Annotated in this window: 10 protein-coding genes; 1 reads left to right on the top strand and 9 read right to left on the bottom strand. The window is 60.0% G+C overall.

What is annotated here, in order from left to right; translation table 11 throughout:
- Positions 1-62: 62 nt before the first annotated feature.
- The gene (locus tag F8N44_RS24030) at positions 63-1,418 is read right to left on the bottom strand and encodes a tryptophan--tRNA ligase (protein ID WP_150652044.1); all 1,356 of its coding nucleotides are present in this window, start codon (positions 1,416-1,418) and stop codon (positions 63-65) included.
- 24 nt (positions 1,419-1,442) lie between these two features.
- A complete protein-coding gene (locus tag F8N44_RS24025) occupies positions 1,443-2,072 on the bottom strand; it encodes an alpha/beta hydrolase (protein ID WP_150652064.1) in 630 nt (209 codons plus the stop codon).
- 144 nt (positions 2,073-2,216) lie between these two features.
- Between F8N44_RS24025 and F8N44_RS24020 the strand changes: the two genes are divergently transcribed.
- Complete coding sequence (locus F8N44_RS24020; RefSeq protein WP_007917055.1) at positions 2,217-2,651, top strand: YhcB family protein; 435 nt, start codon at positions 2,217-2,219, stop codon at positions 2,649-2,651.
- A 254-nt stretch (positions 2,652-2,905) separates the two neighbouring features.
- Here F8N44_RS24020 and F8N44_RS24015 read toward each other — a convergent pair whose 3' ends face one another.
- The 7 genes from F8N44_RS24015 to F8N44_RS23985 form a co-directional block, all read right to left on the bottom strand.
- Positions 2,906-3,643 carry an OmpA family protein gene (locus tag F8N44_RS24015; RefSeq protein WP_127929722.1) on the bottom strand — a complete coding sequence of 246 codons (738 nt, stop codon included), beginning with the start codon at positions 3,641-3,643 and terminating at the stop codon, positions 2,906-2,908.
- 116 nt (positions 3,644-3,759) lie between these two features.
- Positions 3,760-4,404, bottom strand: coding sequence for an MBL fold metallo-hydrolase (locus F8N44_RS24010; protein WP_127929723.1), 645 nt, complete (start codon positions 4,402-4,404; stop codon positions 3,760-3,762).
- Between the two features lie 51 nt (positions 4,405-4,455).
- On the bottom strand, positions 4,456-7,191 hold the full coding sequence (locus F8N44_RS24005; RefSeq protein ID WP_150652043.1) for a LuxR C-terminal-related transcriptional regulator: 2,736 nt from the start codon (positions 7,189-7,191) through the stop codon (positions 4,456-4,458).
- Positions 7,192-7,818: 627 nt separating this feature from the next.
- The gene (locus F8N44_RS24000) at positions 7,819-9,183 is read right to left on the bottom strand and encodes a DUF1329 domain-containing protein (RefSeq protein WP_150652042.1); all 1,365 of its coding nucleotides are present in this window, start codon (positions 9,181-9,183) and stop codon (positions 7,819-7,821) included.
- A gap of 27 nt (positions 9,184-9,210) precedes the next feature.
- Positions 9,211-11,100 (bottom strand): DUF1302 domain-containing protein, encoded by a 1,890-nt coding sequence (locus F8N44_RS23995; RefSeq protein ID WP_150652041.1) that lies wholly within the window; start codon positions 11,098-11,100, stop codon positions 9,211-9,213.
- Between the two features lie 337 nt (positions 11,101-11,437).
- On the bottom strand, positions 11,438-13,120 hold the full coding sequence (locus tag F8N44_RS23990; RefSeq protein WP_150652040.1) for a fatty acid--CoA ligase: 1,683 nt from the start codon (positions 13,118-13,120) through the stop codon (positions 11,438-11,440).
- A gap of 146 nt (positions 13,121-13,266) precedes the next feature.
- On the bottom strand, positions 13,267-14,451 hold the full coding sequence (locus F8N44_RS23985) for an MFS transporter (RefSeq protein WP_150652039.1): 1,185 nt from the start codon (positions 14,449-14,451) through the stop codon (positions 13,267-13,269).
- Between the last annotated feature and the right edge of the window lie 11 nt (positions 14,452-14,462).

The following is a 14,462-nucleotide window of genomic DNA, read 5'->3' as shown; positions in this document are numbered from 1 at the left end:
CCGTCACTGTAGCGACGGCCCGTGGGAATGGCAATCGGCCCTTGGTCGGACCGTGCCGCCGATTAGTCCTGAACCGGGGTCAGCGCAACGCGCAGAGCCTCGATGGCCGCGTCCCGCGCAGCCGCGTCGGCGAACGCCGGGCTGTCGCCAACGCACTCGCCTTCCAGCCACACGCTGAAGCCCAGGTCTTCGCTGCGTACATCCAGCGGTTGGCCGGATTGCAGTTGCTTGGTCACCTGCCCGGCAGTTTTGCCGTCGGCGAAGTTGCGCGACAACAGCAGTTGCTCGCCGTCGGCCGCCAGCAGACGGAAACGGAAGCTGCCGTCGTCTTCACGGAAGCTGACGAAACGTGCGGCTTTCGCGGCTTTCTTCTTGGTCGTCGCGGCAACCTGAACCTGATTGACGAAGGAACGCAGGCCAACGGCTTCACGCAGTTCGTTGAGGAACGGCGTTGCCACCGCACGGGCCTTTTTCGCACCGATCTGCAGGATGTCTTCCAGATCCGCCGGACGCTCGATCAACTGGTGATACTTGTCGCGAGCCTCGCCGAGATCGTTGTCGAGCAACTGGAAGAGACGGTTCTTCGCCTCGCCCCAACCCAGACCGCCCAACAATTCGCTACGGAATTCGTCAGCCTGTGCCGGCGTGGCGAAGGCCTGGAACAGGGTGAACAGGTGCGAGTTGTCCGGATCCTTGGCTTCGCCAGGCGCTTTGGAATCAGTGACGATCCGCGAGATCGCGTCCTTCATTTCCTTGGCGCTGGAGAACAGCGGGATGGTGTTGTCGTAGCTCTTCGACATCTTGCGACCGTCGAGGCCCGGCAACGTCGCCACGCTTTCTTCGATCAACGCCTCGGGCATGGTGAAAAATTCTTTGCCCTGACCGAACAGGTGGTTGAAGCGCTGGCCGATATCGCGGGCCATTTCCACGTGCTGGATCTGGTCACGACCGACCGGCACTTTGTGCGCGTTGAACATCAGGATGTCCGCCGCCATCAGCACCGGATAGCTGTAGAGGCCCATGGTGATGCCCGCATCCGGGTCTTCACCGGTCTCGACGTTCTTGTCCACCGAAGCCTTGTAGGCATGCGCACGGTTGAGCAGGCCCTTGGCGGCTACGCAGGTCAGCAGCCAGGTCAGCTCAGGGATTTCCGGGATGTCGGACTGGCGGTAGAAGGTCACGCGGTCGACATCGAGGCCACCGGCCAGCCAGGTCGCGGCGATTTCCAGACGCGAGCGCTGGATGCGCAGCGGGTCATCGCATTTGATCAGGGCGTGGTAGTCGGCCAGGAAGTAGAACGAATCGGCATTGCTGTCGCGGCTGGCGAGGATCGCCGGGCGGATGGCGCCGGCGTAGTTGCCCAGGTGCGGCGTGCCGGTGGTGGTGATGCCGGTGAGGATACGGGTACGGTTCGTCATGGGTAATCGCTTGTCAGACTGCAATCAATTCGAGAGACGCGGCAGGATCAGATCCTTGAGATCGGTCAGCTTGCCATGAAAAAAGTGTCCGCATTCTGCCACTTTCAGCAGCTCATGGGGGCGCTGGAGTTTTTCCGACCAGTCGTAAACCAGTTGCGGATCGATGACTTCGTCGGTTTCCGGCTGGATCACCGTGAGTTCACCCTGCTGCGGGAGTTGATCCTGCTCGCTCAGACGCATGACTGCCGGGGCGACCATGAACAGGTGCTTGAGCTGCTCGCCCTGCGCTTCAAGACGGCCGCCGAGACTTGCTGCAACAAATCCGCCGAAGGAAAAACCGAACAGCGTCAGCGGCAGATCCGGGTGTTTCTCGCGCAGCCATGCGGCGGCGGCCTGAGCGTCGTCGACTTCGCCGGTGCCCATGTCGTGCGAACCTTCGCTGGCGCCGACGCCGCGATAGTTGAAGCGCAAGGTGATCAGACCCGCATCGCGCGCGGTGCGCTGCAGGGTCGAGACGACCTTGTTGAGCATGGTGCCGCCCTGCACCGGGTTCGGATGGCAGATCAGCGCGATGCCGATTGGCTGCTCGTTGTCGAGGTACAAAGCTTCGATTTGGCCAACTGGGCCGGCAATCACTACAGGGGTTTCACGCATCAGCAAGGAAGGAACTCCGTGACCTCGAATCGGGTCGACTCGTCTAGCAAATTGTCTGTGCCAATCTATTGCGAGTGAATCGCGGTATACAGCGCAGGTTCGAGCCGTTAACGTAAAGCAAAGCCGTTTATAGAGGAAGGACTCGTGGAACACTCGCTCTTAGTTTGGTTGTTACCGACTCTTGCCCTGGTTGTGGGTGTCGCCATTGGATTCCTGATCGCGCGCGTTGCGCCGAACGCCGCGCCGAGCCGTACGCAGCGTCAACTGGATGATATCCAGGAGCGTTTCGACAGTTATCAAAATGAAGTGGTCACCCACTTCAACAGCACCGCGATGCTGGTCAAGAAGCTCACCCAGAGCTATCAGGAAGTGCAGGATCATCTCGCCGAGGGCGCCAATCGTCTGGCCCTGGACGAGCAGACCCGCCAACGCCTGATCGCTGCCCTGCACGCTGACGCGGCAGTCGCGCCACGCGAACGCCTGACGCCACCGCGCGATCAGGAGCCGCCGCGCGACTACGCACCGAAGACCCCGAACTCACCGGGCATGCTCGATGAGCATTATGGTTTGAAGAAGTAATCAGCCTTCGCTGACAAACAAAAAGCCCCCGGACATTGATGTGTCCGGGGGCTTTTTTGTATCCGATGATTTGTGCCTGATTGTTATGCCCCCTTCGCGAGCAAGCTCGCTCCCACAGGATTAGGTGTGGAACACAAACTTGTGAACACCCATCAATACCTGTGGGAGCGGGCTTGCTCGCGAAGGGGCCGGCACAGACCAGACAAAAAAATGCCCGATCACATGACCGGGCATTTCTTCATTCAGACAATCGCTTACGGATACTGCTGAACCGTACCCGGCTGCTGTTGCTGCTGACCACCATACTGCTGGCCCGGAATCGCCTTCAGGTTGACTTCAACCCGACGGTTCTGCGCCCGGCCATTCACATCGCCGTTACTGGCAATCGGGTTATCCGGGCCGGCGCCACGGGCCGACAGGTTGGCACCGCTGACACCTTGCGAGGTCAGGTAGGTCGCCACGCTCTGCGCACGACGCTGCGACAAATCCATGTTGTGCTGGCGGCTGCCGGTACTGTCGGTGTAGCCGACGATTTCTATCTGGTTCTGGCTGAACTCTTTCAACGAGCCCGCGAGGTTGTTCAGCGGCTGGTAGAAGCTGGAGGCGATGTTCGCCGAATCGGTGGCGAACGTGATATTGCCTGGCATGATCAGCTTGATCTGGTCGCCCTGACGCTGCACCTCAACGCCGGTATTGGCCATGCTCGCGCGCAGTTTCTTTTCCTGCTGGTCGGCGTAGTAACCGTAACCGGCAGCGGAAGCACCCACCACTGCGGCGCCGATCAAGGCACCCTTGCCGCGGTTGTTGTGGTCGATGGCAGCACCGGCGAGCGCACCGGCCAGTGCACCGAGGCCGCCGTATTTGGCGGTTTTGCTCATGCCTTGCGAGCCGCTGTCAGCCTGGCCTTGATTGTCATACGGGTTAGGCGAGGCGCAGCCGGACAGCAAGGCCACGGCAGTAGCGACAATAATCAAACGACGCTTGGTGAACATGGAGAGCTCCTGGTTTTTCGCATTCTGTGGTGCAGCGGCCACTGAGTAATGGACCTGTGCGGGCGTTGGATCATGACAATGCACAAAAATTCCGCCGGGCACTCGTGACAAAATATTTAGGCGCGCACAAACGGGTTTTCGCGCATCTCGTCACCCAGACGCGTATCCGGCCCATGCCCGGTCACCACTGTCGCGTCCTCGTCCAGCGTGTACAGCCGCTGCTTGATCGAACGCACGATGGTCGCCTGATCGCCGCCCCACAAATCCGTGCGCCCTACGCCGCGACGAAACAGCGTGTCACCGGCAATCAACAGCTTAGCCTCGGAAAACCAAAAGCTCATGGAACCGGGTGTATGTCCCGGCGTATGCAGGGCCACGCCGCAACCACAGGCCAGTTCTTCATCATCGCTCAACCAGCGATCCGGTGACGGCACCGGTGTATACGGCACGCCGAACATCTGGCATTGCATTTCGAGGTTGTCCCAGAGGAATTGGTCTTCCTTGTGCAAATGCAGGGTCGCTCCGGTCTTCTCTTTCATCTGGCCGGAAGCGAGGAAGTGATCGAGATGCGCGTGGGTGTGGATGATGCTGACGACTTTCAGGCCATGCGCATCAAGGCGCGCCATGATCAGGTCAGGATTGCCGCCCGGGTCGACGACGATGGCTTTCTTTGTGATCGGATCGCCGATGATGGTGCAGTTGCACTGGAGCGGGCCGACGGGGAAGGTTTCGCGGATGAGCACTGGGCTTGAAACGGTCATGGGAAATCCTGGGCAGTGGCTCGAAACGGCCGATCCGCAATTTTACCGTCGCTAGATCATTAACCCCAGCTCTTTGGCCCGCGCCACTGCCTGTGTGCGCCGCTCAACCCCCAACTTGCTGTTGATATGACTGGCGTGAGTTTTTACGGTGTGCAGGGATATGAACAACTGCTCACTGATTTCCTGATTCGAACAGCCTTGAGCAATCAGGCGCAGAACGGACAGCTCTCGACTGCTGAGCTGTTCGGCCACCGGGACCTCTGCGACGGGCCGGGCAGCGGGAACAGGCAGGTGTCCCAGCAATTGCTGACTGACCGCTGTCGAAACATTCAAAACCAATTGCCCGCGTAGCCAGTCACCGTACTTTTTCAGCAAGCTGTCAAATGGCTGCACCACGCCACCCGCTGCCGCCTCCAACGCCTGGCTCAGCGCTTTTCTGGCCTCCGGTTCACGCCCACACGCCAGCAACAGCGCCACTTTCTGCGTCAACGCCATCACGCTGAGCAACTGCCGCCCGGTCTGCTGGCCGTTTTCATGCAACACGTTCAGCCGTCCTTCGGCGAGCATGGGTTGCCCTTGAATCATGTCCAGCAACGCCTGCTGCAATTCAACATGCAACGGCAACTGTGGATGAAACTCTGGCGGTGCGGCAGCACGCTCGCCGGTGTAAGTCTGCCCAAGACGCGCCAGCCACGCCTCGGCCAGATCGGTACGGCCCTGCGCCAGCCACAGCTCGCATTTGACCAGCGTGATCATCGCCAGATAGTAGATCGGCGGCACGTCCCAGATGTGCATCAGGCGTTCGGCTTCAGCGAGTTCGGCAAAGGCCTTGGCGAACTCGCCGCTGCTGCCATCCAGTCGAGCGATCACGCAGTGGCCGATCAACACGCTGATATCGCGACAGGCGCGTGCCTCGCCGATTCCGGCCAACAACCGCACGCGTGCCGCCTGAGGCTGCAAGCGCATGGCCAACAGAAAACCCTCATACAACGTCAATCGTGCGCGCACCGCGTACAGGCGTTGTGGTGACAAGCCGCGCAAGCGCTCCAGGCCCTGATGGACTTCATCGAGTGCGCGCAGGATTTCGCCGCGGGCTTGCAACACCCGCGCACGATCGTAGTGCGCCAACGCTTCAAACAAAGGATTGCCAACCCGCTGCGCCAGCTCCAGGGATTCACGATTAAGGCCGCGGGCGCGCCATAGATCGCCGTCGGCAATGGCCAGATTGGACAAGGTCGATAAACACATCAGCCGTTGGCCATAGCGCTTGGCCGGCAAGCTTTCCAGGGCCTCGGTGCAATATCTGATCGTCAATTCTCGATGCCCACGCCCGCGAGCGATGATCCCGCTCAGCGCCAGCCATTGCGCGAGCATCGACTTTTGCGCGGTAGCGGAAGGCGCCGGCAGAAAGCGGCTCAAGTGGCCGGACAACTCTTCGGCCGCATCGAGCTGACACGCCAGCCCCAATGCCCAGCTGTACAGCACGATCAGCCGCGGGGTGCTAATCAGCAGGCTGTCAGGTAAGTCCATTTTCCAGCGCAGCAGCATGCCGACGTTTTGCTCGGCCAGCAGTTGCTCCTCGGAAAGGTTCTGTACCAGATTTGCCGCCACATCGAGGTGACCAGCGCGCAACGCCTGTTCTACCGCCTCGTCGAGCAAGCCCTGGGCATTGAACCAGCGACAGGCGCGAAGGTGCAGCGTCGCGGTCGGCACCATGGCTTGAGCAATCGGTCGGTTGCGCAGCAGATCCGAGAACAAATGGTGATAGCGATACCAGTGCCCGTGCTCGTCCAGCGGCACCAGAAAGACCTGATGCGCCAGTAGAAAACGCAGGATCTCGGCGCTGTCATGAGCTTCGCGCACGGCATCGCACAGCTCACTGCAGAAGCGCTCCTGTGGCGCCGTGTCGTAGAGAAAGGCCTGTACTTCGGCGGGCAGGCAATCGATGACTTCTTCCAGCAGATAATCGCGGATCAGCCCTTCCCCGCCGTTCAGCGCTTGTGGCAGCGCCGCATCACTGCCCGCTTCGGACACCGCCAGCAGCCAGAAACGTAAGCCGGCGACCCAGCCTTCACTGCGCTGGATAAGACTCTCGAGTGCTTCTCCGCGCAGTGAGCTGCTGTGGCGATCGAGCAAGGTCAGGGCTTCGTCATGGGTCAGGCGCAGATCCGCCTCATGCAGTTCCAGCAACTGCCGGGACAGACGCAAGCGTGCCAGATGCCAGTCCGGACGCTGGCGACTGGTGACCATGACCAGCAAGCCATCAGGTAGATGATTGAGGAAAAATTGCAGGCAACGGTCAAGCACCGGGCCTTGGACGAGATGATAATCGTCGAGCACCAGCAGCAATGGTGCAGCGGAATCGAGGTGCAGGGTCAGTTCATCGAGCAAGCCGTCGAGCCATTCTTCGAAGGCAAATGGCTGATGGCGTTGGCGCATTTTCAGCAGGCCGAGTGCGCGACTGCCCAGTTGCGGAAAGTAGTCCTGCAAGCCTTCAAGCAAACGCTCGAGAAAGCGTCCGGGGTCGCTGTCGCGAGGACTCAGGCCCAGCCAGAGGCTTTGCCAGTGCGCTGGCAAACTCTGACAAAACTCCACCGCCAGCGAGCTCTTGCCGAATCCGGCGGGGGCGCTGACCAGCAACAGGCGCCCACCGAGTCCGGCCTGCAGGCGCTCGCAAAGACGTGGTCGCAAAACGTAGCCGTCGGGCAGCGGTGGGCGAAAAAAACGCCCGTCCAGTGCCGCGACGGCAACGCTTGCGGGACCCGGAAGTGGGGACAGATCAGTCATGGCCGGCTCTTGTTCGAATTGCTGTTGGCGGCGTTGCAGATGTCCGCAGACTAGCCTTAAACGTACCGGGAATGAAGGTTGCTGCTACAAATGGCTACAAAAGTCTTTCCAGAATGCGCCATCCCCCCCATTTCGACCTGTAGGAGCTGCCGAAGGCTGCGATCTTTTGATCTGCTTTGGCTCCTGCTTTTGATCTGGCTTTTGATTTTCGCCCCCATCGGCAGGCCGAGCGAAGGTGTTCATCCGGGGCAGGCGCGCAGCGCCGTGCGGCGTAGCCGCATACATCGAGAGGAGGTGCAGCGAAGCAAACCGTAGGCGATGCCCCCGGATGAACACCGTAGCGAGGGAACACTGAGCCTAAGCGAAGTGCCGTACGCCGGGGGCCAAGCCTTTTGGTTCCTTTTTGGCGTTTGAAAAAGGGACTCGCTGTAAGAGCGAAACCGCCAGAGGCCCCAACCGCAGCAACGGATATACCCCCAAAACCCACGATCCAAACAAAAGATCAAAAGATCGCAGCCTTCGGCAGCTCCTACAAAAGCGGTTCGAAGGCGCGGAGGCCGCGCAAAAAAAAACGCCCCGAACCGGTCGGGGCGTTTTCACGAGGATGCGGCCTCGGGTTACAGCAGGTTAGCGGACACCATCCTGACGCAGTGCGGCCGGGGTGAAGTCGCTGGTGGTGGCGGTGAAACCGAAGTCATACGCCTGCTTCTCTTCGTTCTTCATGCCCAGTGCCAGATAGCGGCCGGACTGCAGGTCGTAGAGGGTTTCCAGGGCATACCACGGCACTTGCTTGTCGTAGTAGTTCTCGGCATGCGCCTCGGCTACACGCCACAGTTGGCCACGACCGTCGTAGTGATCGATCACCGCTGCTTGCCAGGTGTCTTCGTCGATGTAGAAGTCACGTTTGGCGTAGATGTGACGCTGACCTTCTTTCAAGGTGGCAACCACATGCCAGACGCGGCGCAGCTCGTAACGCGCCAGGTCCTGGTTAATGTGGCCGGCCTTGATGATGTCGGCGTACTTCAGCTTCGGATCGTCGAGCTTGTAGCTGTCGGAGGCGATGTACATCTCTTTCTTGCCTTCGAGTTTCCAGTCGTAGCGATCCGGCGCACCGTTGAACATGTCGAGGTTGTCGGAGGTACGCAGGCCATCCGCCGCAGTACCCGGGCCGTCGTAGGACACTTGTGGCGCACGACGCACACGACGCTGACCGGCGTTGTAGACCCACGCCGAACGTGGCTCCTTCACTTGGTCGAGGGTTTCGTGCACCAGCAGCACACCACCGGCCAGACGTGCCGGCGCGGTCACTTTCTGCTTGAAGTAGAACAGGATATTGCCCGGGTTCGCCGGATCGTAGTCCTTCATCTTGTCGCGGAACACGAACTGATCCTGGAAGTACACCAGGCTGTACGAGCCGTTCGGTTGCGGCGTGGCCTGGGTCACCAGACGGGTCACGCTGCCGCCGCGATAGCGGGTGATGTGGTTCCAGATGACTTCCACACCGGTTTTCGGAATCGGGAACGGTACGGCGGTATCGAAGTTTTCCAGGCCGTTGCCGCCAGACACCAGGTTGGTGGTGGTGGCGTTTTTCTTGATGGCGGCGAAGACGTCATCCGGCACGGTCGCACCGCGATGGGACGGATACACCGGCATCTTGAAGGTGTCCGGGTAACGCTTGAACATCGCGTACTGCCCCGGCGCCAGCTTGTCCTTGTACTTGTCGACGTCTTTCGCCGTGATGGTGAACAGCGGTTGCTCACTGGCGTATGGATTGGACAGGAAACCCTTGCTGTCGACCGAGCCGGCATTCTTCGGCAGCGGCTTCCACGCCGGGATGGAACCGTCGGCGTTACCGGCCATTTCAGCGCCCATCGGCGTCAGGCTCTTGCCCAGTTTGTCGGCTTCGGCAGCAGGCACCGCGGCCATGACGCCGGTCGCCAGCAGCGACAGGCCCAGAACACTGGCGTGGAACAGACTCTTTGTTATTTTCATAAATTCGTTCGTCCTGAAATGCAGTGCTTAGAAGTTCACGCCGAAGCTGAGCGCAACGAAGTCGCGATCATCCACAGTGGTGTACTTGCCATCGAAGAAGTTGGTGTAAGCCAGGCTCGCGGTGTAGGTGTTCTGGTATTCGGCATCGACGCCCAGGCTGACCGCTTTGCGACCTTCCTCGAAGTTGCCGCCAGGGCCAGGCGAATAGCCGCTAACGTCGTGGGACCAGGCCACGTTCGGCTTGAGGTTCACACCGGCGAAGACGTCGTTGTATTCCCAGATGGCGCGACCGCGGTAGCCCCACGACATCGAGGTGGTGAAACCGTCGTTGTCGCAATTGCGGCTGCGGTTGTTCTGCGGCGAACCCGGCCCTGCACCGTTGATGGTGCTGGCGTTGAGAATGTTGGCGCAGGTATTCACACCGCCAGTGGCTGGCAACTCGCCCGGACCGTAGACCGGATCGCGGCCATAACGCATGTCGGAACGGCTTTCCAGGCCACCGACGTAAGTCGCGCCGACTTCACCGACCAGGGTCAGACGGCTGGCGCCCATGACCTGATCGAAGAAGTGCGTGAACGTTGTCTGGATCTGGGTGATTTCCTTGCGCTCGTAACCGTGCAGGTCCTGACCCGGCACACCATTGAGCAGCGAAGCGTTGGTCAGTGCGCCGCCCAGCGGACGAACACCGGCGAACAGGATGTCGGTGGAGTTCAATTGTACCGGCGCGTTCGGACGGTAGCTGATCTCACCGCTCCACGCCGTACCGGTAGGCAGGGTGGTGGAGAAGCTCAGGCCGTAGAGGCGAATGTCCTCAGGGTATTCAATAAAGTAATTCGAGTTGCCCGCTACCAGCAGCGGTGCGAGTGCCGCAAAAGGCCCCGGCAACGCGGCCGCCGTGTTGTAGACCGACTGTGGTGCACCGGTGGCGCTGAAGATCGGCGCACGGCTGTGGTAGTTCATGAAGTACGCGCCGAACTCGGTATCCAGAGGCTCGAACATGTACTTCAGGGACGCGCCCCACTGACCGCTGTCACGGGCATCGCGATCCGGACCACGGCGCACCAGAACGCCTTCCTGATTGACATCGACGCCGTTGGCGGCCAACGGCCCCAGTGCAACGGCCGGAATAGTTGAACGCTTGTTCAACACGCGCAGGTTGTCGTTGCAACCGTCAGCAACAATGTCCGGCTGCGAGAAGAACGTGCCGCAGTTGTCAACAACGGTCTGGTCCCATTCCAGTTGATAGAACGCTTCGGCCGAGAGGTTTTCGGTGAGGCTCTGGGACACGTAGAACATGTTGACCGGGATCAGGCCTTCCTTGATCTCGGCGCCCGGACGACGGAACGCGGAGACGTCGATCGGGTTGATCGAGTTGATGCCGCCGCCGATGAAGGTACTTTCACCCCAGCTCACCACCTGCTTGCCCAGACGCACGGAACCCGGCTGATCGGCGATCGCGTAGTTGTGGTAGACGAAGGCGTCGAGGATCTGCCCGCCGGACGACTTGGCGCCCTCTTTGCGGCCCGAATCACTGATGTCCTTGAACTCGCGGCTTTCATCCTTGAGTTCGAAGTCGTACCAGTATTTGCCACGGACGAATACGCCGGTGTCGCCGTACTTCAGCTCCAGGTCATGAATACCCTTGAAGATCTTCGAGAAAGTTTCACCGCTTTTGAAGTTGGCGTGACCGTCATCGGACGTTTGCGACAGACCGTGGCCGCCGTTGTTGACGCCGATGAGGTTCTTGTTCGGGCTCTGAGTAGACCAACTGGCACCGATCGACAGGGACGAGTCGAACTGGCCTTCGATTTCACCGACGTTGAAACTGACGCCGAATGCGGGCCCGGCGAGCGAGGAGGCAAGACTGACTGCCAGAGGCAGTTTCGCCCGGCGCCAGAACTGGTTTACTGAGGTCATCGACGCTACTCCATGTGCATTATTGTTATGGCAGTGAGTACTTTTAAAAACGTCCGAAGGACCGGGTGCCAGAGGCTGCCCGAAATCACTCCAAAGATGCATCGCCCCGATTTGTGCGTGTGCTCCGTTCTTAAAAATCCTTGAGCGGACTATAGCCAGCAGGTGGTACTGCTTGATCCCTCTAAAGTGTGATTTGCAGCTGCCGGCCACTCTGGAACAGTCCTTTCGCCAGTCCGACGCATGTCGGCACGGCAAGGATGGCTGATTTTTTCGATTTCACAAGCCAAGCGCTTGCTTGGTGGGTCTGGCGCGCCGGTTTCGGCGCGCCAGCAGACACTCAAAGTGTCGAGAGGAAGGTACTGTTGTTGGCCTGCCATTCGGTGATGTCGAGGCGGATACGCTTCTTGTCGAGCTTGCCGACACTGGTCTTGGGAATTTCGGTAACAAGGGCAATCTGACTCGGAATCGCCCACTTGCTCAAGTGGCCCAATTCCACGAATGGTTTGAGGTGCTCCTTAAGCTCACGCGCCCCGATAACGTGCCCTTCGCGGATTACCAGCAAGGCAAACGGACGCTCGCCCCACTGCGGATCGGCGATGCCCACTACTGCTACTTCGCGTACCGCGGCGTGACGACTGATCAGGTCTTCGAGGTCCAGCGAGGAGATCCACTCGCCGCCGGTCTTGATCACATCCTTGATGCGGTCGCGGATGTCGATCACGCCCATGCTGTCGAGCGTGGCGACATCGCCGGTATGCAGCCAGCCGCCGGCCCAGAGCTCGGCGCCCTTCTGCGGCTCGTTGAAATAACCCTCGGTGAGCCACGGCGCGCGCAGCACCAATTCGCCCTGGGTCTCGCCGTCAGCCGGAAGAAAGTTACCCTCGGCGTCGACAATCGCCGCTTCCACCAGCGGCCCCGGCACGCCGGCCTTGATCCGGTAAGTGGTGCGTTCGTCTTCAGTGCCGGCCATCAATTCATCATTGAGGTGCGCACAGGACACCAACGGCCCAGTTTCCGACATGCCATAGGCGGCGGTGAGCTGAATGCCGCGCGCCTTCGCGGTTTCGTAGAGCGTGCGATTGAGCGCGCTGCCTCCAATGACGATTTTCCAGCCACCGAAATCAGTGCCTTGTGCGCCTTTGGCGTTAAGCAGCATTTGCAGGATGGTCGGTACACAGTGAGAGAAGGTGACCTTCTCCTTGCGCCACAACTCGACGAGAAACTCCGGATCGTAACGTCCCGGATAAACCTGTTTCAGGCCCAACATGGTCGCCACGTACGGCAGACCCCAGGCGTGAACGTGGAACATCGGCGTGATCGGCATGTACACATCGTTGGTGCCAAGCAAGCGCACGCTGTCGATCGAACCCATGATCGTCGACACGCCCATGGTGTGCAGCACCAGTTGCCGATGGGTGAAATACACGCCTTTCGGGTTACCGGTGGTGCCGGTGGTGTAGAACGTGGTGGCGACCGAATTTTCGTCAAAATCCTGAAAGTCGTACTGCGGGCTCGCGGCGGCCAGCAGTTGCTCGTACTCGCCGACCAGATTCGGCAACTCGGCGGTTTTCTCCGGCAGATCGGTCAACAGCAGGGTTTTCTCGACCGTGGTCAGGTGCGGCGCGATCGCTTGATACAGCCCGACGAACTCGCTGTTGACCAGCACAAAGCGGTCCTCGGCGTGGTTCATGGTGTAGAGGATCTGCTCAGGCGAGAGGCGCACGTTGATGGTGTGGATCACCGCGCCGATCATCGGAATGGCAAACATGCACTCCAGATAACGATGGCTGTCCCAGTCCATCACCGCCACCGTGTCACCGGCCTTCACACCGGCCACCGTCAGCACGTTGGCCAGCCGCGCCACGCGCTCGATCAGGGTCGGGTAGCTATAGCGAATCTGGTCGCGGTAAATGATCTCGCGGGTTTTCTCGTAGCGGGCGCCGGACATCAGCAGCCGCTTGATCAGCAATGGATACTGGTAGGCCCCATCGGCCGGGGGAATGACGCGAGTCTGCAACATAAGAATCCCTTTTCTGACTGCACGGTGTTGGCGTAGAGATCGGTACTCTAGAACCCTTATACGCCAGCCAAATCAGCCAAAGGAATGATTTGCAAAGCCGTACAAATGCTAGCTTTGCGCCAGCATTTGCCGGTTTTCGTCTCAGGTCAGGCCGTTTGCCCTACGGCCTCCTCGGAAGGCGTCCGTGGGAAAACCACTGCGGCGAGGAAGGTCAACGCGCCGAAACCCGCGAGAATCAAGTACAGGCCTACAAAACCATGGCGCGGTTCGACATAGGAAATCAGTGGAATCGCCGTCGCACTGGCACCGAACGATAAACAGTAACGCAGGGCGAAAATTCGCGATTGCCATTGCGGGGCGACGAAGTTGGCAACCATCGCATCGTTGACTGTTACCTGACCAAACACCACGAACATGAATGCCGCACCCAGCGCGATCACTGCCCAGCCGTCGGCATAGGCCAGCGCAAACAACAGTGGCGCCTGGCACAACGTCAACACTATGAACGGCCATTTCAGGCTGAAGCGGTGCAACACCCGACCAATGCTCAACTGCGCCACCGCGCCAAAGGCATAAGCCAGACTGACCACCACACCGAGGGTTTGCGGCGAAGCGAACAGCTCATGCAAACGCTCCTGGAACAGTTTCGGATAAGTCATGGTGGTGGCGTTGAACACCACCCCGCCGGTAGCTGTGGCCAGCGCCAGCACGCCGAACACCATAACCATCGAAATACGCTGACCGGCGGCGCCTTTAAGCGCCGTGTGCGGGCGTTGCGGGATCGGCTCTTCGCGCACCTGCAAGGCGAAGCCAAGACCCAGCACAATCGCCACTGCGCCCGGTATCAGAAACGCTGAGCGCCAGCCGAACTGCGCCACCAGCAACCCGGTAATCAGCGCCGAAAATGCCACGCCCAGATTGCCCCACATGCCGTTGATGCCGATTTCACGGCCACGGTTTTGCGCGTAAGCAACCAGCATTGCCGTGCCGACCGGGTGATAGATCGCCGCGAAAATACCGATCAGGGTCAGGCCGATCACCAGCATCGTCGGACTGTTACTCAGGCCGGTAAAAATTGCCGAGACGCCAATGCCGAAGAAAAACACCAGCATCATTTGCCGCCGGCTCCAGTGATCGCCCAGCCACCCTGCCGGTAGCGAACAGGCGCCGAAAGCAATGAAACCGCCCAGTGACAGGCCGATCAGCGCGGCGTAATCAAGACCGAAGGCCTGAGTCATGCCGAGCACGGCGGCGGGAAAGATCAGCATGAACATGTGATCGATCACATGAGCGGCATTGATGTAGCGAATGACATTTCGGGATTGATTCATGGCGGCACGCT

The sequence above is a fragment of the Pseudomonas fluorescens genome (assembly GCF_902497745.1).
GTDB classification, from domain to species: Bacteria; Pseudomonadota; Gammaproteobacteria; order Pseudomonadales; family Pseudomonadaceae; genus Aquipseudomonas; species Aquipseudomonas fluorescens_BM.
Note: the sequence above shows the minus strand (reverse complement) of the source record. Positions and strands in the feature narration are given on the sequence as shown.

What these genes read in the sequence shown, in the direction of transcription:
- F8N44_RS24030 (WP_150652044.1), bottom strand. Translation starts at nt 1,418, where the DNA reads ATGACGAACCGTACCCGTATCCTCACCGGCATCACCACCACCGGCACG.
- F8N44_RS24000 (WP_150652042.1), bottom strand. Translation starts at nt 9,183, where the DNA reads ATGAAAATAACAAAGAGTCTGTTCCACGCCAGTGTTCTGGGCCTGTCG.
- F8N44_RS24005 (WP_150652043.1), bottom strand. Translation starts at nt 7,191, where the DNA reads ATGACTGATCTGTCCCCACTTCCGGGTCCCGCAAGCGTTGCCGTCGCG.
- F8N44_RS23985 (WP_150652039.1), bottom strand. Translation starts at nt 14,451, where the DNA reads ATGAATCAATCCCGAAATGTCATTCGCTACATCAATGCCGCTCATGTG.
- F8N44_RS23995 (WP_150652041.1), bottom strand. Translation starts at nt 11,100, where the DNA reads ATGACCTCAGTAAACCAGTTCTGGCGCCGGGCGAAACTGCCTCTGGCA.
- F8N44_RS24015 (WP_127929722.1), bottom strand. Translation starts at nt 3,643, where the DNA reads ATGTTCACCAAGCGTCGTTTGATTATTGTCGCTACTGCCGTGGCCTTG.
- F8N44_RS23990 (WP_150652040.1), bottom strand. Translation starts at nt 13,120, where the DNA reads ATGTTGCAGACTCGCGTCATTCCCCCGGCCGATGGGGCCTACCAGTAT.
- F8N44_RS24010 (WP_127929723.1), bottom strand. Translation starts at nt 4,404, where the DNA reads ATGACCGTTTCAAGCCCAGTGCTCATCCGCGAAACCTTCCCCGTCGGC.
- F8N44_RS24025 (WP_150652064.1), bottom strand. Translation starts at nt 2,072, where the DNA reads ATGCGTGAAACCCCTGTAGTGATTGCCGGCCCAGTTGGCCAAATCGAA.